Annotated in this window: 17 protein-coding genes and 1 pseudogene; 14 read left to right on the top strand and 4 right to left on the bottom strand. The window is 73.1% G+C overall.

Translation table 11 applies throughout. The annotated features are described in order from the left end of the window. The first annotated feature begins 611 nt into the window (after nucleotides 1-611). The 10 genes and pseudogenes from ACZ53K_RS38675 to ACZ53K_RS38630 all read left to right on the top strand — a co-directional run bounded on the left by ACZ53K_RS38675 (nucleotide 612) and on the right by ACZ53K_RS38630 (nucleotide 14,043). A complete protein-coding gene (locus ACZ53K_RS38675) occupies nucleotides 612-2,921 on the top strand; it encodes an ArnT family glycosyltransferase (protein WP_468846611.1) in 2,310 nt (769 codons plus the stop codon). 184 nt (nucleotides 2,922-3,105) lie between these two features. Then, entirely contained in the window at nucleotides 3,106-4,485 is a 1,380-nt protein-coding gene (locus ACZ53K_RS38670) for a M20 family metallopeptidase (protein WP_468846610.1), read from the top strand. Then, a complete protein-coding gene (locus ACZ53K_RS38665; protein WP_468846607.1) occupies nucleotides 4,482-5,768 on the top strand; it encodes an aldehyde dehydrogenase family protein in 1,287 nt (428 codons plus the stop codon). Before ACZ53K_RS38670 ends, ACZ53K_RS38665 begins: the two co-directional genes overlap by 4 nt. A gap of 55 nt (nucleotides 5,769-5,823) precedes the next feature. Next, the gene (locus ACZ53K_RS38660) at nucleotides 5,824-6,654 is read left to right on the top strand and encodes an SDR family NAD(P)-dependent oxidoreductase (protein ID WP_468846605.1); all 831 of its coding nucleotides are present in this window, start codon (nucleotides 5,824-5,826) and stop codon (nucleotides 6,652-6,654) included. 148 nt (nucleotides 6,655-6,802) lie between these two features. After that, nucleotides 6,803-9,205 carry a penicillin acylase family protein gene (locus ACZ53K_RS38655; RefSeq protein WP_468846603.1) on the top strand — a complete coding sequence of 801 codons (2,403 nt, stop codon included), beginning with the start codon at nucleotides 6,803-6,805 and terminating at the stop codon, nucleotides 9,203-9,205. A 149-nt stretch (nucleotides 9,206-9,354) separates the two neighbouring features. Next, nucleotides 9,355-10,335 (top strand): annotated as a pseudogene (locus ACZ53K_RS38650) (RNA polymerase sigma factor); the annotation flags it as partial. Between the two features lie 113 nt (nucleotides 10,336-10,448). Further along, nucleotides 10,449-11,036 carry a hypothetical protein gene (locus ACZ53K_RS38645; RefSeq protein WP_468846601.1) on the top strand — a complete coding sequence of 196 codons (588 nt, stop codon included), beginning with the start codon at nucleotides 10,449-10,451 and terminating at the stop codon, nucleotides 11,034-11,036. Between the two features lie 7 nt (nucleotides 11,037-11,043). Further along, entirely contained in the window at nucleotides 11,044-12,087 is a 1,044-nt protein-coding gene (locus ACZ53K_RS38640; protein WP_468846598.1) for a hypothetical protein, read from the top strand. 91 nt (nucleotides 12,088-12,178) lie between these two features. Further along, nucleotides 12,179-12,754, top strand: a complete 576-nt coding sequence (locus tag ACZ53K_RS38635) for a hypothetical protein (protein ID WP_468846595.1) — start codon at nucleotides 12,179-12,181, stop codon at nucleotides 12,752-12,754. Nucleotides 12,755-13,053: 299 nt separating this feature from the next. After that, a complete protein-coding gene (locus ACZ53K_RS38630) occupies nucleotides 13,054-14,043 on the top strand; it encodes an alpha/beta fold hydrolase (protein WP_468846593.1) in 990 nt (329 codons plus the stop codon). A 212-nt stretch (nucleotides 14,044-14,255) separates the two neighbouring features. Here the strand turns inward: ACZ53K_RS38630 and ACZ53K_RS38625 are convergent, their stop codons facing one another. Then, complete coding sequence (locus ACZ53K_RS38625) at nucleotides 14,256-15,158, bottom strand: alpha/beta fold hydrolase (RefSeq protein WP_468846590.1); 903 nt, start codon at nucleotides 15,156-15,158, stop codon at nucleotides 14,256-14,258. A gap of 203 nt (nucleotides 15,159-15,361) precedes the next feature. Beyond that, the gene (locus tag ACZ53K_RS38620) at nucleotides 15,362-16,858 is read right to left on the bottom strand and encodes an amino acid permease (protein WP_468846587.1); all 1,497 of its coding nucleotides are present in this window, start codon (nucleotides 16,856-16,858) and stop codon (nucleotides 15,362-15,364) included. Between the two features lie 507 nt (nucleotides 16,859-17,365). Between ACZ53K_RS38620 and ACZ53K_RS38615 the strand changes: the two genes are divergently transcribed. The 3 genes from ACZ53K_RS38615 (at nucleotide 17,366) to ACZ53K_RS38605 (ending at nucleotide 22,464) form a co-directional block, all read left to right on the top strand. Next, nucleotides 17,366-19,078, top strand: a complete 1,713-nt coding sequence (locus ACZ53K_RS38615) for an ABC-F family ATP-binding cassette domain-containing protein (protein ID WP_468846584.1) — start codon at nucleotides 17,366-17,368, stop codon at nucleotides 19,076-19,078. A gap of 346 nt (nucleotides 19,079-19,424) precedes the next feature. After that, entirely contained in the window at nucleotides 19,425-20,567 is a 1,143-nt protein-coding gene (locus ACZ53K_RS38610; RefSeq protein WP_468846581.1) for a baeRF2 domain-containing protein, read from the top strand. A gap of 670 nt (nucleotides 20,568-21,237) precedes the next feature. Continuing rightward, on the top strand, nucleotides 21,238-22,464 hold the full coding sequence (locus ACZ53K_RS38605; RefSeq protein WP_468846578.1) for an amidohydrolase: 1,227 nt from the start codon (nucleotides 21,238-21,240) through the stop codon (nucleotides 22,462-22,464). On the opposite strand, the gene ACZ53K_RS38600 is transcribed toward ACZ53K_RS38605, so the two are convergent. Beyond that, nucleotides 22,428-22,628 carry a hypothetical protein gene (locus ACZ53K_RS38600; protein WP_468846576.1) on the bottom strand — a complete coding sequence of 67 codons (201 nt, stop codon included), beginning with the start codon at nucleotides 22,626-22,628 and terminating at the stop codon, nucleotides 22,428-22,430. The genes ACZ53K_RS38605 and ACZ53K_RS38600 overlap by 37 nt on opposite strands. A 337-nt stretch (nucleotides 22,629-22,965) precedes the next feature. Here ACZ53K_RS38600 and ACZ53K_RS38595 point away from each other — a divergent pair, with 337 nt between their 5' ends. Next, nucleotides 22,966-23,085: an LPFR motif small protein gene (locus tag ACZ53K_RS38595; RefSeq protein ID WP_280526800.1), complete on the top strand. Its 120-nt coding sequence runs from the start codon at nucleotides 22,966-22,968 to the stop codon at nucleotides 23,083-23,085. A gap of 138 nt (nucleotides 23,086-23,223) precedes the next feature. On the opposite strand, the gene ACZ53K_RS38590 is transcribed toward ACZ53K_RS38595, so the two are convergent. Further along, nucleotides 23,224-25,323, bottom strand: a complete 2,100-nt coding sequence (locus ACZ53K_RS38590) for a catalase (protein WP_468846574.1) — start codon at nucleotides 25,321-25,323, stop codon at nucleotides 23,224-23,226. Nucleotides 25,324-25,589: the final 266 nt, after the last annotated feature.

Below are 25,589 nucleotides of genomic sequence, written 5' to 3'. Positions count from 1 at the left end.
AACTCGGCTGTGTAACTCCTGTGCGGGAACTATCCCCTTTCTGTGAGGGACTGATACCGGCCATGCTTTGTACTGCCATGCGCGCCGGGGTGTGTCTGGGGGAGAGGGAAAACGGCAGGTGGCGGTCGGGTCGTCCAAGTGGGTATTTTTCGTCGCGGAGGTGACGCCCGGAAGGAAGTGCAGGTCGAGGCGGATGGATGACGCCGCCAGGGCCTGGGAGGAAGCGTTCCTGCGAGGGGGGAATTCCTGGTGGGGTCGCATCCCGGTATCTTTCCGAAAGGATTGACCGGAAAGCCGCTGGACGCAACAGGATTCGTCATTCCGCTTCCCGGGCTCATGTTTCTCTCATGTTCGCGTGGCACGGTGAGGTTGCGTGTTCGAGGCGGCACCGGAACCCACGTACGTACGTACCCATTTCCTGTGGCGGGACCTCCCGCTATTCCGTTGCCGTCGCCGCCGGTAATGCACCCCCCCGAAATGCCGGCCTCGGCGCGAGGCCGTCGACCCCTGAAGGTGCCGTCCGCGGCGGCGCCCCACACGGTCGTGCCCGCGCCGGGAACCCACCGTCGCCCTGCGGTGCCCCGACCCCTCCGCTTCCGGGAGCAGCCACCATGTCCGCCACCACCTTCGTGGACCGGCCCCTCGCCGCCGAACAACCGCGCGCCCGCTGGCAGTTCTGGCACACGCCCGCCGGCCGGCCGCGCTGGGACCGGCCCGCGCTGCTGGCCATCGCCGCGCTCGCCGCGGTGCTGTACGCCTGGAACATCACCGGCAGCGACTACGCCGGTTACTACGCCGCCGCCGTACGCAGCATGTCGGAAAGCTGGAAAGCCTTCCTCTTCACGGCCTTCGACCCGGCATCCACCGTCACCCTGGACAAGATCGGCGGTTTCCTGTGGCCGCAGGCGCTGTCCGCGCGGCTCTTCGGATTCAGCAACTGGGCCCTGACGCTCCCGCAGTGCGTCGAGGGCGTCGTCTGCGTCCTGGTGATTCACCGAACGGTACGGCGCTGGCGCGGCCCGGCGGCCGGCCTCCTCGCGGCCGGGGCGCTGACGCTCACGCCGGTGGCGGCGTCGATGTTCGGGCACGCGCTGCTGGAAGCGCCGCTCACCATGTGCCTCGTGCTGGCCGCCGACCAGTGCGCCAAGGCGATGACCGGCGGACGGCTGCGGCCCCTGCTGCTGGCGGCCTTCTGGGTGGGACTGGCCTTCCAGGCGGCGATGATGCAGGCGTGGATCATCGTGCCCGCCCTGGCCGTCGCGTACTCCGTGGTGTCACCGGCCGCACTGCGCAAACGGCTCGGCCACCTGCTGACCGCGGGCGCGGTGCTGCTCGCCGTCTCGTTCTCCTGGGTGCTGCTGATGACCGTGGTGCCGCAGGACTCGCGGCCGTACGTGGACGGGTCACGCGACAACAGCGCCCTGTCGATGGTCTTCGGCTACAACGGCTTCGACCGGCTGAAGTCCGGCTGGAACATCGATGCCGCCGACAGCACGACGCCGGACGCGGCCAAGGGGGCGCAGGGAGCGGGCGGCGGAGCCGGGCACGACGCCAAGAATGGTGCGCACACCGGAAGCCAGGGCGGCGCGGCGACGGCCGCGCGTCCGCCGGCGACCGGGTCCGGGCGGCACGCGCCCGAGAAGGCCGGGTCCGGCGCGAAAACCGCGCCCGGCACCGGCCTGTCGCAAGGCGCCCGGCAGGCACCGGGCGGCGGCGGGGGCCAGATGGCGGTGGGCGCCCCGATCAGTGGCTGGTCCAAGCTCTTCCGCGCACCCTTGGCGCAGCAGATCGGCTGGCTCTTCCCGCTCGCGTCGGCCGCCCTCGTCCTCGGCTTCGTCACCCGCCGGCGGCAGCCCCGTACGGACCCGGTACGCGGCGGCTACCTCCTGTGGGGCGGCTGGCTGCTGACGGCGGTGGCGGTCATGAGCGCCATCAACGTTCCGCACGCCACGTACATGGCCGCCCTGGCACCCGGTCTCGCCGCGCTGTCCGCGGCCGGAGTCGGCACGCTGTGGCGCGCCTATCGCCGGGGCGCGGGGGACTGCGCCGGAAAGGGCGCCAAGGGGCTACGGACGTGGGCGCTGCCAGCCGTCGTCGCGGTACAGGCGGCCTGGGCCGGGTACCTCGTCTCCGGTCACTCCGACTGGGTGCCGTGGCTGATTCCCGTCATCATCGCGGCCGCGCTCGCCGCCGTAATCCTGCTCGCGTACGGCGCTCTTCGCGCCCGGCGTGCCGAGGACGGTGCGGGCGCCGATGACGGGCCGGAAGCCGGCGCGCACGCCCGCGCCCGGCGGCTCGCGCGCACCCGGCGTATCGCCACCGCCGGTGTGATCGCCGGCTGCGTCACGATGACGGCCGCGCCCGCCACCTGGTCGCTGTCCGTACTCGACCCGCGGTACACCGGCTCCGCGCACTCGGCCTCCGCGGGCCCGCAGGACTCCACGCTCGGCACCCCCACCCGGCTGACGGACACCCAGCGCAAGATCCTCGACTACACCGAGCGCCGCCGCGGCGCAGCCGATTACGCCTTCTCGGCCGGGCTGTTCACCGCGGAACCGTACATCCGCCTCGGCGGAGCCGCCGTCCTGCCGCTCGGCGGCTTCGCCGCGGGGACCGAGCCGGTCACCCTCGACGCGTACCAGCGGCTGGTGGCGACCGGGAAGCTGCGCTTCGCCCTGGTCGGCCAGGGGGACGACGCGGGCACGTCGGAGAAGGCCCGGGTCAGCCGATGGGTGCGGTCGGCGTGCGAGAAGGTCGATCCGTCGGCGTACGGCGGTGAGACACGGGCCGGGGGCGGTGGCGCGGCCGGGGGCAAGGCCAGGGCCGGAGGCGGCACAGGGGGAGCTGGGACAGGTGCCGGGGCCGGTGCTGGTGCCGGGCAGAGCCTCTACCGCTGTTCAGCCGCGGCCGCGCGCGGCTGAGGTCCCGCGCGCCCGGCGGGCGGCGACCCCCATGCCGCGCCCACGCCCCCCGCTACGTCCCTTTCATGACCCTTCTGGCCCATCGTGCCCCTCTTGACCCGTGAGCGAGCGGGCCAGCACAGTACGGGGGACCGTCTGGTCCGACCGGTCTCCTGACCCCGCGTCAGGGGAGTTGGAGGGTGCCGTGCACAGCAGCCCGGGCATCGTGCCGTCGGGCCCGGACAGCGGCGCACCGGCGGCGGGCGAGCCGTCGGCCGCCGTGCCACCGGTCGACGAAGCGGCCGCCGTGCCACCCGTGGACGAGGCGGCCGCCGTGGCCCTCACGCGGGACCTGGTCCGGCTGCGGACCGTCAACGCCACGGGCGCCGCCGCCGTCGAGCAGCCCGCCGCCGAACTCCTCTCCCGGCTCTTCACCACGTTCGGCTGGCCGCACGAAGTGATCGAGGTCGCCCCCGGACGGCCCAACGTCGTCGCGGTCGTCGAGGGCGGTGGCGGGCCGGACCGCACCCTGATGTTCGAAGGGCATACGGACGTCGTGACGGAGGGCGACGCGGGCGCGTGGACCGTCGACCCGTACGGCGCGGAGATCCGCGACGGGCGGCTGTGGGGCCGTGGCGCCGCCGACATGAAGTCCGGGGTGGCGGCCATGATCTATGGGGTGCGGGCGCTCCAGGAGGCCGGACCGTTCCCCGGCCGGGTCGTCGTCGGCGTGCTGTGCGACGAGGAGGGGCTGATGCTCGGCGCCAAGGCGTTCGCCTCCTCGCCCCTGGCCGCCGAGGTGGACGGCGTCATCGTCTGCGAGCCGGAGGGGTACGAGGTGTGCGTCTCGGCCCGCGGCGGCATCCGCCTCCGGCTGGGCCTCCGGGGGGTGATGGCGCACGGCGCGATGCCGCAGGAGGGCCGTAACCCCCTCGTCGCGGGTGCGCGCATCGTCGCCGCGCTCGCCGAGGCCGAGAAGTGGGCGGTCCGGCGGTACGGGACCCACCCGCACGCCGGGACGGTGACCGTCACCCCGACGGTGCTGCGCGCCGGTGACCCCGACCAGCTCAACGTCATCCCCGGCCACGGAGTGCTCGGCATCGACGTACGGACCGTCCCCGGTACCGACCACGCGGAGATCGTCGAGCACCTGCGGCGGACGGCCGTGGACGCCGCGGCCGACGTGGGGGTCACGGTCGAGCTGACCGTCGTCGACGACCGCCCGGCCATCGAACTGGCCGCCGGCCACCCGCTCGTCCAGGGCCTGGTGACCGGCCACCGGCAGGTGCATGGCACCGAGCCGCCGTTCGGCGCGGTCCCCGGCACGACCGATGGGACGATCCTCACCCGCGACGCAGGCTTGCCGACCGTCGTCTACGGGCCGGGCGGCAAGTGGATCGCCCACCAGAAGGACGAGTACGTGGAGGTACGGGAGATCGCCGAGTACGCGCGGGTGTACGCCGTGGCGGCTCGCCACTTCCTCAACGGAGGCCCCACCCGCCCCGAATCCGGAGTCCCTGAAACCACCCGCCCCGAAACCGAAGGCCCCAAAGCCACCCGTCCCGAATCCGGCGGCGCCGTATGAACCCTCCCGCAGGCCGCGACACGCCGAACCCCCTCACCGCCGCCCTGCCCCCGGGTCTCCCCGTCCGCGACGGCTGGGTGCCCGCCCCGCGCACCGGGCCGGTGGTCTTCCCGTACGACGGCGAGGAGTTCGCCACGGCACCGGTGGGCGACGCGGACCTCGCCCGCCGCGCCGCCGAACACGCCGCGGCCGTCCGGCGCCGCGTCGCGAAGCTGGCTTCCCGTGTACGGCGTCAGGTGCTGAACGGCGTGGCGGCCGACCTGGCGGACGTCGCCGCGCCGATGGAGGACCTGCTCGTACGGGAGACCGGCAAACCGCGGACCGACTGCCGTACCGAAGTACGGCGCGCCGTGGCCACCTGGCAGGCCGCCGCCGACGAGGTGGTGCACATCCACGGCGAGACGGTGCCCCTTGACCTGCTGCCACGGGAACGCCTCGCCGCGGCCGGCGCGCCCGCCGGCGCCGTCCAACTGGTCACCGGCGACACCGAGGTCGGCCGCACCCTGGCCACACACCCCGAGGCCGCCGCGGTCTCCTTCACCGGCTCCGCCGCCGTCGGCCACCGCATCGCCCGGGACGCCGCGCCCCGCAAGGTGGTGCTCGAACCCGGCTCCAACGCGGCACTCGTGGTCGCCGCCGACGCCGACCTGGACGCCGCAGCGGACGCGGTGGCCCGCGGCGGCTACTACGCCTCCGGCCAGGCACGCATCGCCGTACAACGCGTGATTGCGGTCGCGGAGATCGTCGGCGAGCCGGAGCGGCGGATCGCCGAACGGCTGCCCGGGATCGCCGTCGGTGACCCGCGCGAGGAGGACACCCGGGTCGCCGCCCTCATCGACGAGGCCGCCACCGAACGGGTGCTGTCCTGGATCGGCCGGGCCCGCGCCGCCGGGGCGCGGCTGGTGGCGGGCGGCACGCGCGTCGGCCGCTGCCTGGCGCCGGCCCTGCTGGCGGAGGCGCCGGACGGCCGGCCCGCCTGGGACGAGGAGATCTTCGGGCCGGTCGTCGCCCTGCGTACGGCCCCGGACCTGGACGCGGCGTACGACCTGGTCAACGCCGGGCGGTACGGGCTGCACGCGGCGGTCTTCACCCGCGGCCTGGACGCCGCGTTCCGGGCGCTGGACGCGCTCGACGTCGGCGGTGTGGTGATCAACGCGGTGCCGGGCCACCGCAGCGACGTGGCCCCGTACGGCGGCGTGAAGGACTCGGGGCTGGGCCGCGAGGGCCCGCGTTTCGCGATCGAGGAACTGACGGTGACACGGATGGCGGTGATCCGCCCGTGAACGGCGCGGACCGCGACGCACCACCGAGGAGCACACCACGGACAGGGAGCGAGCCATGGACGACGACGCCGCGGCCGGTGCGCCGGTCGAGTACGCGCGGCTGTTCCGCCTGGACGGGCGGCGGATCGCGGTCGTCGGCGGAGCCGGCGGTATCGGCCGGGAGGCGGTACGGGCCCTGGCGGCCCACGGCGCCGAGGTGATCGTCGCCGACCTGGACGCGGCCGGCGCCGCCTCCGCCGCGGAGGCCGCCGCGGCCGAAACCCCGGCCCCCGGCAGCCGGACCGGCACCGCGACCGCCTTTCCCCTCGACGTCCTGGACGACGACGCGGTACGGGCCGCGGTGGACCGGTGGGGTGAGCTGGACGGGCTGGTCGTCACCGTCGGCGTCAACGTGCGCAAACGGATCGCCGATTACACCGCCGCCGAGTTCGACCGGGTGCTGGGCCTCAACCTGCGGTCGGTCTTCACCCTCGTCCAAGCCGCCGCGCCCGCCATGGCGGAACGCGGCCGGGGCAGTGTGGTCGGCCTGGCCTCGATGCGTGCCTTCCAGGTCGAGCCGGGGCAGAGCGCGTACGCGGCGTCCAAGGCCGGGCTGGTGCAGTTCCTGCGGACGGCGGCGGCGGAGTGGGGGCCGCGCGGCGTCCGGTTCAACGCGGTGGCGCCCGGCGTGGTCCGTACGCCGCTCACCGACCAGATCGCCGCCGACCCGCAGTGGTACGACGCCTACGCGCAGGCGTCCGCGCTGCGGCGGTGGGCCCGCGCCGACGAGATCGCGGGCGCCGTCGCCTATCTCGTCTCGGACGCGTCCACGTTCGTCACCGGCAGCGTGCTGACGGTCGACGGCGGGTGGACGGCGGTCGACGGCCGGTACGAGCCGTCCGTCTGAGCCGTCCAGCTGATCTGACGTCTCAGCTGCCCACCCCAGCCGACCGTCTCAGCAGCCCGGCAGATCCGCCCGCCCGCCGCCGACCGTCTCAGCCGTCCCACTGGCCCCTGACGGCGCACCGGGAACACGGAACCACCACGGAGCCCCCATGCCCCCGCCCACTACCACCGCCTTCGACGTCCCCGGCCTCACCGCCCCCGTGGAGATCCGTGTCGACCGCTGGGGCGTGCCGCACCTGTACGCCGCCTCCCAGGACGACCTCTTCCTCGCCCAGGGCTTCAACGCCGCCCGGGACCGGCTCTTCCAGATCGACCTGTGGCGGCGCCGCGGACTCGGCCTGCTCTCCGAGGTGTTCGGGGAGGGCTGCCTCGAACACGACCGGGCGGCCCGGCTCTTCCTGTACCGCGGCGACATGGCTGCCGAATGGTCCGCCTACGGGCCCGGTACGGAGCGCGTCACCAATGCCTTCGTGCGCGGCGTCAACGCCTACGTCGCGCTCTGCCGGGCCGACCCCGCCCACCTGCCACCCGAGTTCGAACTGCTCGGCCACCAGCCCGCCTACTGGGAGCCTGCCGACGTCGCCCGTATCCGCAGCCACGGTCTCTTCTACAACCTGGAGCAGGAGGTCGCCCGCGCGCTGACCCTGCGCGACCACGGCCCCGCCGTCGAGGACCTGCGCCGGGTACGGGAGCCCGCGCACGACCTGCGCGTACCGGAGGGCCTGGACCTGTCCGTCATCCCCGATGACGTGCTGCGGGTCTACCGGCTGGCCACCACCCCGCCGTGGCACGGCGGCGGGCCGCCCCAGGGGCCGGACGGCAGCAACAACTGGGTGATCGCCCCGTCCCGTACCGCCACCGGCCGGCCGCTGCTCGCCAACGACCCGCACCGCGCCGTCACCCTGCCCGCACTGCGCTACCTCGCGCACCTGTCGGCCCCCGGCATCGACGCCGTCGGCGCCGGGGAGCCCGCGCTGCCCGGCATCTCCATCGGCCACAACGGCCGGCTCGCCTTCGGACTGACGATCTTCCCCGTCGACCAGGAGGACCTGTACGTCTACCGCACCAACCCCGCCGATCCGCGGGAGTACTGGTACGACGGTCGCTGGGAGGCGATGCGCCGCGTGACCGAGACGGTCCCGGTGCGCGACGCCGGACAGCCGGCGACCGTCGACCTCTGGTTCACCCGGCACGGCCCGGTGATCCGCGACGACCCGGAGCGCGGCACGGCGTTCGCCGTACGGGCGGCCTGGCTGGACCCGGGCATGGCCCCGTACCTGGGCAGCACCGAGTACCTGACGGCGGACAGCCCGGACGCCTTCGTCACCGCGATGAACCGGTGGGGCGCGCCCGGCGAGAACCAGGTGTACGCCGCGCCCGACGGGACCATCGGCTGGCAGCCCGCCGGCCGGGTCCCCGACCGCCCGAACTGGGACGGCACGCTGCCGGTGCCCGGCGACGGCCGCTACGAGTGGGCGGGCCGCCACCCCGTCGCGTCCCTGCCGTCCGTACGCAACCCCGCCCAGGGCTGGTTCGCCACCGCCAACCAGATGAACCTCCCGCCCGGCTACCCGAACGCCGACCGGACGGTCACCTACGACTGGTCCGCGCCCGCCCGCCACGACCGGATCGCCGGGGAACTGGCCGCGCGCACCGGCTGGACCGTCGCGGACTGCGTACGGCTGCAGACCGACCACACCAGCCCGGTCGCCCGCCGCGTCCAGCCGCTGCTGGCCGGTCTCACCAGCGACGACCCGGACGTGACCTGGGCGCTGAAGCAGCTCGGCGCCTGGGACGCCGTGCTGGCGCCCGACTCCGTACCGGCGGCGCTCTTCGAGGTCTGGTACCGGCGGCATCTGCGTCCGGCCGTACTGGAACGGGCGCTGGCCCGCCTGCTGCCCCCGGACCGGCGGGCCGCCGCGCTGGCCCGCGTCCTGCCCGTGGACGAGGCCGCCACCCACGACCCCCGGGTGGACCTGGACCTGCTGCTCACCCCGGGCGACCGGCTCGGCCCCGACCCGGACGGCGCCCTGCGCACGGCCGTCCTCGGCACCCTGCCCGCCGCGCTCGCCGAACTCGGCCGGCTGCTCGGACCGGACCGCGACCGCTGGACCTGGGGAGCGCTGCACCAGGCGGAACCACGGCACCCGCTCGCCGCGTGGCCGGGGGAGCGGGCCCCGCACTGGACCCGGGTCGGGCCCGCGCCGCGCGGCGGCAGCGGCGACACGGTCGACGCCACCGCGTACGGCACGGACTTCCGGCAGACCGGCGGGGCGACCTTCCGGCTGGTGATCGACGTCGGCGACTGGGACGCCTCGGTGGCGATGAACGCGCCCGGCCAGTCCGGCGATCCGAACAGCCCGCACTACCGTGACCTCTTCGCGGACTGGGCGGCGGACCGCGCCTTTCCCCTCCTGTACGGCCGCGCCGCCGTCGAACGGCACACCACCCACATGATCATGCTCAGGCCGCCGGACGGACCCGGTCCGGCACCCGCCGCACAAAGGCGTGATTCAGATCACGGGAATTGTGGTGTAACAAACCACCGGTAAGAGCGCGATGAATAAGGAGGTGCTCGCCGTGCACCGTGCCTATGTGTATCGAGAGGTCCCTCGTGTCACTCACCTCGCCCGTCATGCGACCGCAGGAAACAGCCGAATCCCCGGCCCCGGAGGGCGTACCGTCCGACGGTACGGCGATCGAGGCGGCCGGCGGATTCACCCTGTCCCACGGTGACGAGGGGGACGCGCCGGCGCAGCAGGTCGCCGGCGCCGGAGCCTCCGCCGACCCGGTCAAGGACTATCTGAAGCTGATCGGCAAGGTGCCGCTGCTCAACGCCGAGCAGGAGGTGGAGCTGGCCAAGCGGGTCGAGGCCGGCCTGTTCGCCCAGGAGAAGCTGGACACCGGCGAACCCGCCGGGACGCTCCGGCGCGAGCTGGAGATCCTGGTGGCGGACGGTACCCGCGCCAAGGAACACCTGGTCGAGGCCAACCTCCGGCTCGTCGTCTCGCTCGCCAAGCGCTACACGGGACGCGGGATGCTCTTCCTGGACCTGATCCAGGAGGGCAACCTCGGTCTGATCCGCGCGGTCGAGAAGTTCGACTACGTCAAGGGATTCAAATTCTCGACGTACGCGACCTGGTGGATTCGCCAGGCCATCACCCGCGCGATGGCCGACCAGGCCCGGACGATCCGCATTCCCGTGCACATGGTCGAGATCATCAACAAGGTGGCGCGGATTCAGCGTCAGCTGCTCCAGGACACCGGCCGCGAACCCACCCCGGAAGAACTGGCCAAGGAACTCGACATGGCCCCGGAAAAGGTCATGGAGGTACAGAAATACGGCCGTGAACCGATATCCCTGCACACCCCGCTGGGCGAGGAGGGCGACAGCGAGTTCGGCGACCTGATCGAGGACACCGAAGCCGTCGTCCCGGCCGAGGCCGTCGGCTTCTCCTTCCTCCAGCAGCAGCTGCGCTCCATCCTGGAGACCCTGGCCGACCGCGAGGCGGGCGTCGTCTCCATGCGCTACGGCCTCACGGACGGGCAGCCCAAGACGCTCGACGAGATCGGCAAGGTCTACGGCGTCACGCGCGAGCGGATCCGGCAGATCGAGAACAAGACCATGTCGAAGCTCCGCCACCCGTCGCGGTCGCAGTTGCTGCGCGACTACCTGGATTAGCCGGGCGTCGGGGGGCGCGCACCCCGCTCAATGCGCCCTCCGCGGGCCGGTGACCGGCCGCCCGGCCGCTGCTAGCCTCGCTGACAGCGGCTCGCGGGGGACGGGGGTCCGGGATGAGGACCGCAGCAGCGAAAGCCGGTCGCGCCACCGCAACGGTGGTGCTGATCCTGCTCGCCACCACCACGGCTTGTGGCCGGTCCGGCGGGCCCGGACCCGGCGGCGTTCCGCCCGGCGCGGGGTCCGGCGGCGCCACGTCGCCGGTGTCCGGGAGCGGTGCCGCGGACGGCGGCGGACCGGGCGCGCACTCCGGCACGGGTGGGCCCGGCGCCCCGGACCGCTCGCGCGGCGCCGACGGCGGCTCGGCCGCGTACAGCCAGGGCGGCGACCCGGTCACACCGGTGTCACAGCCGCCGGAGGACACCGGCAACCCGGAGACGATCGGCGTCGGTGACACGCCCAGCCAAGGCCATGAGTCGCCCGTGCCCTCGTGCACCAACACCGCGGGCCAGGAGATCTCGTGCCGGAAGGACGGTTCCTCCCCGCCGACGGAGGACGATTCCCTTGGCCCTTCGCGGACGGACACCGGGCAGTCCGAGCGGAACGGGGGAGGCGGCCCGACCGGCGAGGCTCAGCAGTCCCCTCGGTCGGACACCGGGGCCACCCGGCCCGGCCCCAGCCCGGCCGCCACCGACGTGCCCTGATCCGGCGATGGGTGCCCCGCCTGCCGTACCGGACGAGCCGGCCGTCGCCGCGGCCCGCGCCCGCGCACATGTCAGCGCCCGCGCCCGCGCCCGCGCTCAAGCCCGTGCACACGCCCGAATCCGGGCCCGCGCCCGTGCCCGGCGCCGCGCGCAGCTCCGCCGGGCCGCCGCGCCGCCGCGCGCGTCCGGCCCCGGCCCCGGCACGCCGCCGCAGCCCGGCCAGCGGTTCGAGTGGGCCAACAGCGTCTTGGGCGCGGGATCGCTTGTCGGCGGCCTGATGTTCTACGCGGGCGTCATGCACAGCAGCGCTTACTTCGCCTACTTCCACGTCCGCGCGTCGGTCCTCGGCTTCGGCTTCCCGCAGATGATCATCTGGAGTCTGCGCCTGGTGACCCTGCCCGTCCTCGTCGGCCTCGCCCTCCTGGCCGTGGCACCGCGCCTGCCGGAACTCCTCGTCACGCTCCGCGTCCCGCACCGCATCACCCTCGCGGTGCGCCGCGCCGGCCGGGCCGTCGCCCGCCAGTACGTGCTGTTCGTGGCCGCCGGCGTCGTACTGATGCTGCTGTGGCAGCACATCCAGCCGTACGGCTGGGCGGCGCCGTTGCTGGTGGCCACCGGCCTCGTACTGGGGCAGAGCGACGCGGCGAACCCTGCCCGCCCCGCGCGCGGCCCGTGGCGCAGGGGCCTTCCGGTCGCCGCGGCGGCGCTGTTCCTCGTATGGGTCATCGCCTTGGTCGCGGGCTGGCTCGGCACGCAGGACGCCCGCTCGGTCGCCACCCATCTGGTGCGCCGCCCCGCCGTCGTCGTCCTGAGCACCGAACGCCTCAGCCTGACCGGCCCCGGCCTGGTGACCGAGACGCTGCCGGGCATGCACTACCGCTACCGCTACACCGGGCTGCGCCTGATCCTGGAACGCGACCGCCGCTACTACGTCCTCCCCGTCGGCTGGCGCGCCCGTACCGACCCCGCCTTCGTCATCGAGGACGACGACTCGATCCTCGTCCAGCTCATGCCGGGCACCCAGCCCCGGGACGGAACCGGAGTGCAGTGACGGGCCGGGCGCGGCCGCCGGGCCCGCAGGATGTGGTCCAGCGTGCAACCATTTCGCATCCGTGCCGGTCTGGCCTCGTATGAACGGATCGATGACGGGGACACGGTCGCACTGCGTGGCGGGGGCCGCGGCGGCCGTGGTGCTGGTGGCGCTGGCCGTGACGGTGACGGTCGGCGGCGAGGCCCCGATGGCCGTCGCGGGCAGCGGGGCGCCCGCCACGGGGCCGGAGCTGACGCTCACCGGCGTGCGGAACACGTACTACATCCCCCGGTACCGCCTCCCGCTCCAGGACAACCTCCCGGGGGAGTACCGGATCACCCTGAAGGCCCGGGAGCCGCACGTCGTCAAGGACGTCAAGGTGAGCATCGACCTGTCCGCCCTCGCCGGCCGGGCGGACATCACCTGGGTGAACAAGGGGTACAAGTGCGGCATGACGGGTCGGATCGTGACCTGCGCGCTGGGTGATGTCGAACAGGGCGCACACTTCACCCCGTTCACCCTGACCCCGCGGCCGGGCGCCGCCCCGGGGCCGGCCGGGAGCATGACCACCACCGTGACCAGCGCCGACGCGCCCACCGTCCGGCACACCACCCAGGTGCTCACGGCGGAGGCCGACACCACGGCGATGCGCACGGTGGGTGAGGTCGTCGACACCCAGGTCCCTTAAGGGCGCGGCCAGGCGACGGTACACGCCACCTCCGGCCCGGAGAGCGATCCGGATCGGGAGAACGACACAGCACCGGTCACGGTCGAGTACGCCGGCTGAGCCGGACCCGGCGGGCGACTCTCCGCGTGTCCCTCCGCGCGTCCCTCCGGACCCGCCTCCGGGGGATCTCCCGGACAGATCGCTGGGCGGATCGCCGTTCAAGGGCGTTCCGCCGCGCGGCCGTTGGCCGTACCGTTCGGTGCGGCACGCAAGAGCCCTGCACCGAACGGTGCGCCCGGCATACGACCGCGGGAGGACATGTGACCAGCGCAGTCGAGCACGGCTTCGTAGAGGTGAACGGCGTCCGGCTGCACATCGCCGAACAGGGGCAGGGGCCACTGGTCCTGCTCCTGCACGGCTTTCCGGAGTGCTGGTACTCCTGGCGCCACCAGTTCGCGCCGCTGGCCGCGGCCGGATACCGGGTCGTGGCACCGGACCAGCGCGGTTACGCGCGCAGCGACCAGCCGGCCGACATCGCCTCGTACACCATGCTGCACCTGACCGGCGACGTGATCGGGCTGATCCACGCGCTGGGGGAGGAGCAGGCGGTCGTCGTCGGTCACGACTGGGGCGCCCCGGTGGCCTGGACGACGGCGCAGCTGCGTCCGGACGTGGTGCGCGGCGTCGTCGGGCTGAGCGTGCCGCCCGCGCCGCGCTCTCCCGTGGCGCCGCTGGCCCGCCTGCGGGAACTCCTTGGAGACGGCTTCTACCAGGTCTACTTCCAGAAACCGGGCGTCGCCGACGCCGAGCTGGTCCGGAACCCGACCGCCACCTTCCGCGCCATGCTGTCCAACGGCTCCGGCGACAGCCCGTTCACCGACCCGCCGCGCCCGTGGATCATCCCGGAGGGCGCCAAGCTGCTGGACGCGATGGAGGAACCGGCGGAGCTGCCGGGCTGGCTGACCGAGGAGGACATCGAGACCTTCGTCGGCGAGTACGCCCGGCACGGCGCCCGGGCCTTCACCGGCGGCCTGAACTGGTACCGCAATATCGACCGCAGCTGGGAACTGCTCGCGCCGTTCCAGGGCCGCGGCATCGATGTCCCCGCCCTGTACATGGCGGGCGACCGCGACCTGGTCCGTGCCTTCCCGGGCGTCGACCAGCTGCTGCCCGCCCTGGAACGGGCGATGCCGAACCTGCGCCAGGCCCCGCCCCTGCCCGGCTGCGGCCACTGGACACAGCAGGAGCGGCCGGAGGAGGTCACCGCCGCGCTGCTGGAGTTCCTGGCGGAGCTGCCCGCGGTGAAGTGAGGGCCTGTCTTTGAACCCCCGTCGTCCACCCGAAGGGCGGGCGCAGCGGCGGTCGGTGCGTGCGATGGGGGCCCCTGCTCGAAGAGCTTGGGGAGTGCGTGCCGGGCGTCGGGGCGCAGGCGGGGGTTCAAAGACAGGCTATGAGTGCTGGTTCCGTACGTGCTCCAGTCGGCGGGCCGGTGCGCACCGGCCCGCCGACTGCCCGCCGCGCGTCAGGCGAGCCCGGCGAGCACCTGGGCGAACTCGGCCGGCCGGCTGAAGTACCCGACGTGCGACGCCGCCAGGTCGTGCACGTCGAACAGGTTGTCCGGGGTCAGCGCGTCGGCCTGGGCGATCATGCGGTTCTGTACGGCGAGCGGAATGCTGCGGTCCTCGGTGAGCCGCAGGAAGCTGTGCGGTACGCGTCCCCACCGGTCGGCGCGCACCACGCAGCCGGGCGCCGGCACCGCGTAACTCTCGTCCGGGTCCATGGTGTCCAGCAGGGCCCGGAACAGGTCGTCCGAGGCGTCCGCCATGATCGCCGCCTTCAGCTGCGCGAACAGCTCCGGGGCGCTCTGCGCGGCGCGCCAGTTGAGCCGGACGAAGCCGTTGGCCTGCGTACCGGGCAGCTCGATCCGCGCCGCGGCGGCGTCGAGCAGATTCTCCTCGCCCTCGGGTACGTCCCACGCCTCGGTGAGCATCCGGGCGTCGCTGAGGCAGGTCGCGGAGATGTAGACGATCCGGGCGAGCAGTTCCGGTACGGCGTTGCCCACGGCGCTGATCGTGACCCCGCCGAGGCTGTTGCCCGCGAGGATCACCGGTCCGTGCCCGGCGAGCCGCCGTACGACCCCGACGACGTGCCGGACGCTGTCCTCCAACGTGACACCACGCACCGGCGACGGCTCGGCGGCCAGCGCGGCGATGTCCTGGGGCGCGCTGTAGTAGGAGGCGGGGTGGCGGGCGCCGAAGTGCCCGGGCAGGTCGACGGCGTACGAGCGGTGGCCGAGCGGGGCCAGTTCGTTGCGGAGGGGGCCCCACGCCTGGGCGTTGCCGGAACCGCCGTGCACGAAGAGGAAGGTGGGGCGGGCGGAGGGGTTGGTGGGGACGGTGGGCCCGGTGGAGGGTGTGGTGGACATGGCTGGGCGGTCCTCGTCATCAGAGGGCGGAAGGGGGTCGCACGCGCCGAAGCCGGCGCCGGTGCGGACCGGCGCCGGCTTCAGCGCGTGGAGCGGGTGCGCGAGAGCTGCACCTTGATGACGAAACCCATGGGGCACACGGTAACCGGCCGGGCGGGCCGGAGCACCGGGATTGTGTACGGGGCGGCGTCAGCCCCGGACCGCTACGCCGGGACGTCGGCCTGTTCCGCCGTGTCCCGCGCGTGCTCGCTCAGCTTGCTGTGCCGCCGGCCGTAACCGAAGTACAGCGCGAGGCCGACCGCCAGCCAGACCAGGAAGCCGACCCAGGTGATCAGCTGGAGGTTGAGCATCAGGTACAGGCAGCACAGCAGCGAGACCAGCGGGATGAACGGCACCCACGGGGTACGGAAGGCGCGGGGCAGGTCGGGGGCCGTACGGCGCATGATCAGCACACTGGCCGAGACCGCGGCGAAGGCGAACAGCGTGCCGATGTTGACCATCTCGGCGAGCAGATCGAACTTCAGGAAGGCCGCCAGCGCCGCCATGATCACGGCGAGCACCATCAGATTCATCTTCGGGGTGCCGTGCCGCGGGTCCACCTTGCACAGCGCCTTCGGCAGCAGCCCGTCACGGGCCATCGCGAAAATCACGCGGCTCTGCGACCGGAAACAGATCAGGCTCACCGCGGCGAGACCGACCACCGCGCCGAGACTGATGACCGTCGCGAAGAAAGGATGACCCTTTGCGGTGAAGGCATCGGCCAGCGGAGCCTTGACCGACAGCTGCGAATAGTGCTGCATTCCGGTGACCACCAGGCACACCGCCACGTACAGCACGGTGACAATGATCAGCGAGGCGATGATGCCGATGGGCAGATCGCGCTGCGGCCGGCGGGTCTCCTCGGCGGAGGTCGCCACCATGTCGAAGCCGATGTAGGCGAAGAAGACCATGGCGGCGGCGCTGAGAATTCCCGCGACGCCGAATGCCGTCGGGGTGATGCCGGTCAAAAGCTGCAGCAGCGGCGCCTGCAGTCCGGACACCTTGGCGGTGTGCTGGGCCTCGGGCACGAAGGGCTGGTAATTCGCGGTGTCGATGAAGAACAGCCCGGCGACGATCACCAGCAGCACAATGGCCAGCTTGATGCCGACCAGCACATTGGTGACGCTTTTGGACAGCTTCCCGCCGACGACGAGCACCGCGCCCAGGACGAGCACGAGCAGCGCCGCGGGCAGGTTCACCACGGCGTCGTCGCCGCCGCTGAGGGCGGCGGGCAGGTGCAGCCCCACACCGTTCAGCATCGACTGCAGGTAGCCGGACCAGCCGACCGCCACCACCGCGGTGGCCAGGGTCAGTTCCAGGCTCAGCGCCCAGCCGATGATCCAGGCCGGCAGTTCGCCCAGCGAGGTGTACGAATACGAGTACGCGGAGCCCGCGACCGGTACCGACGAGGCGAATTCGGCGTAACACAGCGCGGCGCACGCACAGACCGCGGCGGCGACGACGAAGGAGAGCGCCACGGCGGGCCCGGCCATGTTGCGGGCCACCGTGCCGGTCAGCACGAAGATTCCGGTACCGAGAATGACACCGACCCCGAGGATGGTCAGATCGAACGCGGAAAGGTCCCGGCGAAGTTGTTGTTCGCCCTCTCCGCGAGCCTCCTTGACGGCTCGCTCCAAAGGCTTTTTGCGCAGCAGACTCACGGTGGGTATTCCGAACTCTCTCAGGGGTACGGGAAACGGTCGTACGCGTTCCCGGTCGGAGTGTCCGTCAGGCGTCCGCGTCCTCGCAACGTAACGCTCCGGCGTCTCAAATGCTGGGACCGGCGCCGGGACGTGCCGCATTCACGGAAGGCGCGGCAGGCACGGAGGATCCGCCCGTACGGTCCGGCGCGGGCGGGTCGCGGCGCCTGGAATTCCCGTTCCCGTGCCGCGCCCCTCGGCTACAGTGGAAGACATGGCTTCCTGGTACTACTTCATCTGAGACCGGGCGTGACCGCGGCAGGCTGACTCTTCGCCGGCCCGCCGTACGACCGGCAGCGCCGCCGCCCGCGCAGGACCACCTGCCACCGGGCCGCCGCGCCGGTTCCGCGGTCACCTTCCTCGCGCAGCCGCACTCCCTCGCTGTGCCGCTGCCTCCCGGCCTCCATCGGAATCCGGCCTCCGTGCGCAGGACGCACGGCGCGGCCATGACGTACCCAGGGACTTCCCATGCGCCCTCGCGCCCAACTGACCATGAAAGACGTCTCCCGGACCTATGGCGACCGCGCCGTGCTGGAGCAGGTGTCGCTGACCGTCCGCCCCGGCGAGAGAGCCGGCGTCATCGGAGAGAACGGCTCCGGTAAATCCACCCTGCTCCGGCTGCTGGCCGGGGCCGAGAAGCCGGACACGGGTGAGATCACCGTGTCCTTCCCCGGCGGCGCCGGCCACCTCGGCCAGACCTCCGGCCTCGACCCGCGCGGCACCGTCCAGGACGCCGTCGACGCGGCCCTCGCCGAACTGCGCGCCCTCGAAGCCCGCCTGCGGGCCGCCGAAGCCGCCCTGGCCGACGCCACGCCGGACGAACTCGACGCGTACGGCGACCTGTTGACCACGTACGAGGAGCGCGGCGGCTACCAGGCGGACGCCCGCGTCGACGCGGCCCTGCACGGCCTCGGCCTGGGGCACCTCACCCGCGACCGGGTGCTCGGCTCGCTCTCCGGCGGCGAGCAGTCGCGGCTGTCGCTGGCTTGCGTACTGGCCGCCGCGCCCGAACTGCTCCTGCTGGACGAGCCGACCAACCACCTCGACCACCAGGCCACCACCTGGCTGGAGGCGCACCTCAAGGCACACCGCGGCACGGTGGTCGTCGTCACCCACGACCGCATGCTGCTCGAAGCGGTCACCACCACGATCCTCGAAGTCGACCGCGATCTGCGGGCCGTCACCCGCTACGGCGACGGCTGGCAGGGCTACCGTACGGCGAAGGCCGCGGCCCGCCGCCGCTGGGCGCAGGACCACGAGGAGTGGCGGGCGGAGGTCGCCCGGACCGCCGAACTGGCGGAATCGGCCGGCCGGCGGCTCGCCGGCACCGGCAAGGACCCCCACGAAGGCTTCGGCAAGCACCGCCGCTCGCACGAGACGAAGCTCTCCGGCCAGGTCAGAGCGGCCGGACAGCGCCTGTCCCGACTCCGGCGCCATCCGGTGCCGCCGCCTCCCGTACCGCTCCGGTTCACCGCCGAGCTGAGCACGTACGCGGACGGCCCGGGCGGAGCGGCGTACGCCCCCGACACGGCTGCCGCCGCCACACCCACCACCCACCCCGCCCCTCTCTTCCCCCACCACCCCCTCGCCACCCTGACCGACATCACTGTCGGCGACCGGCTGCGCATCGCGAAGCTGACCGTCATGCCGGGCGACCGCCTCCTGGTGACCGGCCCCAACGGCGCGGGCAAGACGACCCTGCTCCGCGTCCTGGCCGGTGACCTGCGCCCCGACACGGGCACCGTGTGCCGGCCGGCCCGTACCGGATACCTGGCGCAGGAACTGTCCGCCGCACCACTCCGGCGGTCCCTGCTCGCCGCCTTCGCCGCCGGCCTCCCCGGCCCGCCCGAGGAGCACGCGCCGGAGCTGCTGGCCCTCGGCCTGTTCCGGGAAGAGGACCTGGCGGTGCCGGTGGCGGCCCTCTCCGTCGGCCAGCGGCGACGGCTGGAGCTGGCACGCCTGGTGACGCGCCCCGCCGACCTGCTCGTCCTGGACGAGCCGACCAACCATGTCTCCCTCGCCCTGGCCGAGGAGCTGGAGGAGGCGCTGTCCTGCTATCGCGGCGCGGTGATCATGGTTTCCCACGACCGTCACCACCGCGGCCGGTTCCGCGGGCGCGAGCTGGCGCTCGACGGCGGCCGGGCGGTGGGGGAGCGCGAGCGCGTCGCGCGGAGCCGCTGAACCACAGGCCGGAGGGCGCGCTCCGGGTGCGTCCTTTGGTCCGAGGGCCGAAAGTGGAGAGGGGACCCGCGAGGAAAGGTGAAGCGGCAACCGGTCCGGTGACGGAGGGCATGGCGGCGCGGTGAACGGGCACGCGTGCGGACACGCCGGACGGCGGCGCACGGCCGGGGAACGGTGCACGGCACACGAGCACCACCGCCCGCGAGCGCCACATCCGAACCGTCCGCACACGTTGTAACCGTCAAAAACCGGGCACCCGGCACACCGTCAAGCCATCCAAGACATCACCGCCAAGGCTGTCACGACTGTCAGTCGGTGAGCCGCGCAATCCTGAGGAGGCAGCGCCATGCACCTTTCGCTCCTTCAACCGATCATCGACCGGCCGGGCCCCTGGGCATCCGTGTACGCCGAGGTGCCGCACACCACCGAGGACGCGGCCAAGCAGCGCGAACTGTCGGCGGACGCGGCGGCCCGACAGCTCGTGGAGCAAGGGGCGGACCGGGCCACGTGCGACGCCGTACGCGAGGCCCTGACCAGTGTCCGCGCCGACGGGGACCACGCGCCCCTGTCCGGACGGGCCGTCTTCGCCACGGACGGCGAAATCGTCCTGGACGCGCCGCTCGCCGGCCGCCCCGCCAGGTCGTTCGCGGCCTGGTCGCCGCTGCCCAGGATCACCCCGTGGGCCGAGGCCGCGGCGGACGACACCGGGTGCCTCGTGGTGTACGTGGACCGCACCGGAGCCGACTTCGCGCTCCACGACGACCGGGGCAGCGAGGAGGCCGGAAAGGTCGACGGCCTGGACTGGCCGATCCACCGCACCTCGACGGCGGACTGGTCCGAACGGCACTTCCAGACCGCGGTCGAGAACACCTGGGAACAGAACGCCGGCGAGATCGCCGAGGCCGCACAACGGGTCTTCGAAAGCTGCCGCGCCAAGGTCATGCTCCTGGCGGGCGACGCGCGCGAACGCCGCTCGGTCCACGACAAGCTTCCCGAGCAACTGCGCGCGGTGACCTACGAGACCGACCACGGCGGCCGGGCGGCCGGCTCCGACAGCACCGCCCTGGACCGCGACATCGCCCACGTACGCGCCGCCCACGAACGCGACCACGTGGCCGACGTCCTCGACCGCTTCCGGGCGGGCGCCGGGGTGGGCGGCACCGACCCCGCGTACGCCGCGACCGGCGTACCGGCCCTCGTCGAGGCGGCGCGCGAACACCGCATCGACACCCTGATCATCACCCCCGGCGGCGCCGACGCCGCCCGTGAGGTCTGGGTCGGCCCCGGCGCCGACCAACTGGCCGTACGCAACTCCGAGTTGCAGTACCTGGGCGAAACCAACCCGTCCGCCGCCCGCGCGGACGACGCCCTGCTCCGCTCGGCCGCCGCCAACGGAGCCGAGGCCGTCGTCGTCCGCGACCCCGCCGAAGCCCCGACCGGCGGCCTCGGCGCCATCCTCCGCTGGAGCACACCGACCCAGCACGAGTAACGCCACCGCCACACCGGGACCGGTGCCGGGGCAGTCGTCGAACTGCCCGGGCGCCGGTCATTCTCATGAGGGGGGAGGGACCGGCAGTCGGTTCGAACCAGCCGCGTCCGGCCGGTCGATGTCTGTGCAAAAGGAGGTGCCTGTGCGAAAAGCGCGGAACCGGCCGACGATGAGTAGGCCTCCGAGTGCCACGAGCCCCGGCTGCACAGCACGCTCCTTCCGCCGGGGCCGGCCGTCGGGTCCAGGGCCGCCCCGGCAGACAGGGCCGAGCTGGTCAGGCGGAGCCGTGAGAATCGGCCGAAGGCGCCTTGACCGGCTTGCTTCCGGCCTTGTTGAAGACCGTCACGTCAACTCGACCTTCCTTTCGCTCTTCCTCCTGTGGCCCACGCTCGCAGGCTAGGAGAGGGCGTACCGGGCGGACAGGGCGCACGTTCCGCGCCCGGTCGCGGAATTCCGGCGCACACCGGGCGGTACGGCGCGTCCGTCCCACGAGGTGCGCGGCGCCTCAGCGGCCGGGCGTGGTGCCGCGCCGGGCGGACCGACGGCGGGCGCCCGGGACGGGCGGAGGACGCGTTACGGTCCAGACCGGGAACTGTCGCAACCGCACCACCTTCAGGCGCGCTCCGGCTGCACCCGCCTCGGCGGGACGCATACCGACGAGGAGGTCACCTTGGCCCGTACCGCCCCCACCCCCGACGCCGCGATCCGCACCCGGCTCGACGCCGTGCGCGAGCCGCTGCTGTTGCTCGCCCGCGACCTGCACGCCCATCCGGAGACGGCCTTCGCCGAGCACCACGCGGCCGACGCCTTGACGCGTCTGCTGGCGGACGCGGGCTTCGCGGTGGAACGCGGTACGGCCGGGCTGCCGACCGCCTTCACGGCCACCGCGGGACCGGCCGACGCCGGACTGACCGTGGGGCTGTGCCTGGAGTACGACGCGCTGCCGGACCTCGGCCACGCCTGCGGGCACAACCTGATCGCCGCCGCCGGGGCGGGTGCCGCCATCGCGCTGGCGGCGGCCGCCGATGGTCTCGGGCTGCGGGTGAAGGCGCTGGGCACGCCCGCCGAGGAGGGGGGCGGGGGCAAGGTCTTGATGCTGGACGCGGGTGCCTTCGACGATGTGTCGTGCTCGATGATGGTGCATCCGGGTCCGGTGGACGACTTCGGCGGAACTTCCCGTGCCTCCCGCGGTGTGGAGGCGGAGTACCGGGGCCGCGCCGCGCACGCGGCCGTCGCCCCGCACGACGGCCTGAACGCCGCCGACGCGTGCGTGGTCGCGCAGACCGCGCTGGCCCTGCTGCGCCAGCAGCTTCCCGACGGCGTACGGATGCACGGCATCGTCACGCACGGCGGCGACCGCACCAACATCATCCCGGCGCGGTCCCGGATGAGCTGGCAGCTGCGCGCCGACACCCTGGAGGAAGTAGAAGCCCTGTGGCCCCGGGTCCGGGCCTGCTTCGAGGCGGGCGCGCTGGCCACCGGCTGCGAACTGACGCTGACCGAACCGTCTCCCGCCTACGCCGACCTGCGTCAGGACGCGTGGCTCGGCGACACCTACGCCCGGCACGTACGGGCGCTGGGCCGCACCCCCGAGCCCGCCGACTCCATCGGGGCCTCCACCGACATGGGCAACATCAGCCGGTTCCTGCCCGCCATCCACCCCACCATCGGCCTGTCCTGCCGCGCGCGGCCCCACACGTCCGAGTTCGCCGAGGAGACCATCGGCGCGCACGCCGACCGCGCGGTGCTGGACGCCGCCCTGGCCATGGCCCTGACGGCCGCGGACCTTGCCGCCGACGCCGAGCAGCGGGCCCGGGTCACGGCGGCGCACCGTGCCCGGGCCGAGGCGGCTGCTACGTCTCAGCGGCGTTCGTCGGCCGGTTCGCCTCTCGGGTGACCCGCCGCGTTCTGCTGCTCCTCCAGGTTGGTGGAGAACGTGTCGCCCTCCTTGCCGACCCGCTCGTCCTCGTCCCCGTCGTCCGTGACGTCCAGCTCCGCGTCCTCGAACTCCTTGAACAGTTCGTCGGCGGCGGAGTCGGTGTGCTTGCGGTCGTTTCCCATGGAGCGGTCCTTCCTGTGGGCCCGCCGGCCGTGCGGCCCGGCGGGCGGGTCGTTCGGCGGGCCGCACGGCCGGCGGGCCGGTCGTCCGGTCCCGCTGCCCGGGGCCCGCGGGAGCGGTGTGGTCACCGGGCACCCGGCGTGTCCCGGGCGCCGCACGCCCCACCGGGTTCCCTGCCGTGCGGTGATCATGCCCGGAGCGGCGGCGGCCCGTTCGGCCGTACGGGTTTCCCGTGCCGTACGGGGGATACCCGGTGCGGCGGCCGTTCGCGGCGGACCGGGGACGGGCGTCCGGCCGGTCCCGGTTCCGCCGCGCCACCGAGACCAGGAGGTGCGTGGGATGTTCCGAGCGATCGCGGACGTGCTGAGGGCCGTGGGCAGCACGCTCGCGGCAGTCGTCACCCTGCCGTTCAGGGCGCTGGCCCGGCTGTTCGGTGGTGCCTCACGCTCGGCCCGCTGACCCCGCGGGGCAGACAGCGGTAGACAGGCAGCGGAAGACGGCGGGAGAAGGACAGCGTGAAGGCGGACGGCCGGTCGGCGGCCGTCCGCCTTCTGTTGCGATCCCTTGGGTCGCGGGCCCTTCGGTCGGGGGCCGGGCTCAGCCGGGCAGCGCCGGCCGGTTCCAGTGCCGGTGCGCGGCGACCGCGTCGGCGAACGCGCCCGTGAAGCCCCGCGCCGTCGCGCCGCCCGACAGGCGGTCGGTGACGATGCCCACCTCGGAGACCGTCGAGTCCCCGTCGGCGGCCGTCCGCAGCTCACCCGGCAGCAGGCCGGTCAGCTTGTCGACGCTCGCGCCGAGGGCGCCGATCGGCTTGCCGTGGCGGTACGCGCTGCGGACGAACCGCAGGGCCGCGTCGTCGGCCGCCGCGTTGCCGGAGTCCAGGCCGCCCGGGGGCAGCAGCACCGCGTCGTAGAGCACCGAGGCGACGGTCGGCAGCGCCCGGTCCACGGCGAGTGTGCTGCCGTCCTTGTCCTGGACGGTGCCGTCCTGCGGGGCGATCAGCTCTACGATCGCGCCCTGTTCGGTCAGCGCGTCACGGACCGCGATCGTCTGGGCGGCGTCCACGCCGTCGGAGACCAGCACGGCGATCTGCCGGGTGCTGATCGAGCCGTCGCCGCGGTTGTTCTCGAAGCTCAGCGCGGGGGAGGGGGTGGGCCGCGGCGTGTCCGGGCGCTCCTGCGGCGCGGGTACGCCGATGCCCTCCGCGACCGCGACGGCCAGCGCGTGGTCCACGTACGAGAGCTGTTCGACCGTACGGGCGCGGACCTCCTTGGCGCCCACCTTGCCCAGCTCGAAGCGGAACGCGTCGATGATGTGCTGCTGCTCCCAGTCGGCCATGCTGTGCCAGAACATCGCGGTCTGGGTGTAGTGGTCCGCGAAGCTGGGGCTGCGGCGGCGGATCTTGCGGCCGTCCACCCGCTCGGTGTAGTGCCGGAAGGCCGGGTCGTCGGGGTCGGCCAGCGCGGGGCAGCCGCCGCCGAGCGAGTTCGGGTGGTAGTTGGCGCCCCGGTGGATCTCGTTCTGGTGGTAACCGTCGCGCTGGTGGTTGCGGACCGGGGTGACCGGCCGGTTGACCGGGATCTGCGCGAAGTTCGGCCCGCCGAGCCGGATCAGCTGGGTGTCCAGGTAGGAGAAGTTGCGGGCCTGGAGCAGCGGGTCGTTGGTGAAGTCGATGCCCGGTACGACGTTCGCGGTGTGGAAGGCGACCTGCTCGGTCTCGGCGAAGAAGTTGTCGGGGTTGCGGTCGAGCACCATCCGGCCGATGGGCTGTACCGGGACCTGCTCCTCCGGGATGATCTTGGTGGCGTCCAGCAGATCGAAGTCGAACGCGTGCTCGTCCGATTCCGGTACGAGCTGCACGCCCAGCTCCCACTCGGGGTAGGCGCCGGCCTCGATGGTGTCCCACAGGTCCCGGCGGTTGAAGTCGGGGTCCCGGCCCTGGGCCTCCTGGGCCTCGTCCCATACCAGGGAGTGCACCCCCAGCTTCGGCTTCCAGTGGAATTTCACGAAGGTGCCTTGACCCTGCGCGTTGACGAACCGGAAGGTGTGCACGCCGAAGCCCTGCATCATCCGGTAGCTGCGCGGGATGGCCCGGTCGGACATCAGCCACATGATCGTGTGCAGGGTCTCGGGCTGCAGGGAGACGAAGTCCCACAGCGTGTCGTGCGCGGAGGCACCCGTCGGGATGTCGTTGTGCGGCTCCGGTTTCACCGCGTGCACGAAGTCCGGGAACTTGATGCCGTCCTGGATGAAGAAGACCGGGAAATTGTTCCCCACCAGGTCGTAATTGCCCTCCGAGGTGTAGAACTTCGTCGCGAATCCGCGTACGTCACGCACGGTGTCGGCGGAGCCGCGCGGGCCCTGCACGGTGGAGAACCGGACGAACACCGGCGTCTTCACGGACGGGTCCTGGAGAAAGGCCGCCCGGGTGAATTCCGCGCACGACCGGTACGGCTGGAAATAGCCGTACGCACCCGCCCCGCGCGCATGCACCACCCGCTCCGGGATCCGCTCGTGGTCGAAGCGGGTGATCTTCTCCCGGAAGTGGAAGTCCTCCATCAGCGTGGGCCCGCGTTCACCGGCCTGGAGGGAATCGTCGGTATGGTCGACCGTCACGCCCTGGTCGGTCGTCATCGGCCCGGAGGCCGGGTCTTCGGCGCGGAAGCGGTCACGCTGTTCTTGCTTCGGATCGGCCATCGGAATGTCGCTCCTTGTCTGCCCTGTCCACACGCGTGGGGGCGCCTCCGGGACGATTGCGCGCACCGTGGCCCGCGGCTGTCCCGACGGCGCTCCGCCGGACCGGGTATCCGGCGCACCGGAATACCAAACATGTATGCCGCGCCGGTCGGATGACGGAATGCAGCTACGCGCGAGCGCTCCGCAGGCGGGCCGGTGCTGATCGTCCTATGCTCGGGGTGCAGACGTTGGGCGTATACCGCGTACCTGGTCGGACCCGGTATGCG

The organism is Streptomyces sp. NPDC033221, assembly GCF_055577005.1.
This window is presented reverse-complemented; position numbering and strand designations above follow the sequence as displayed.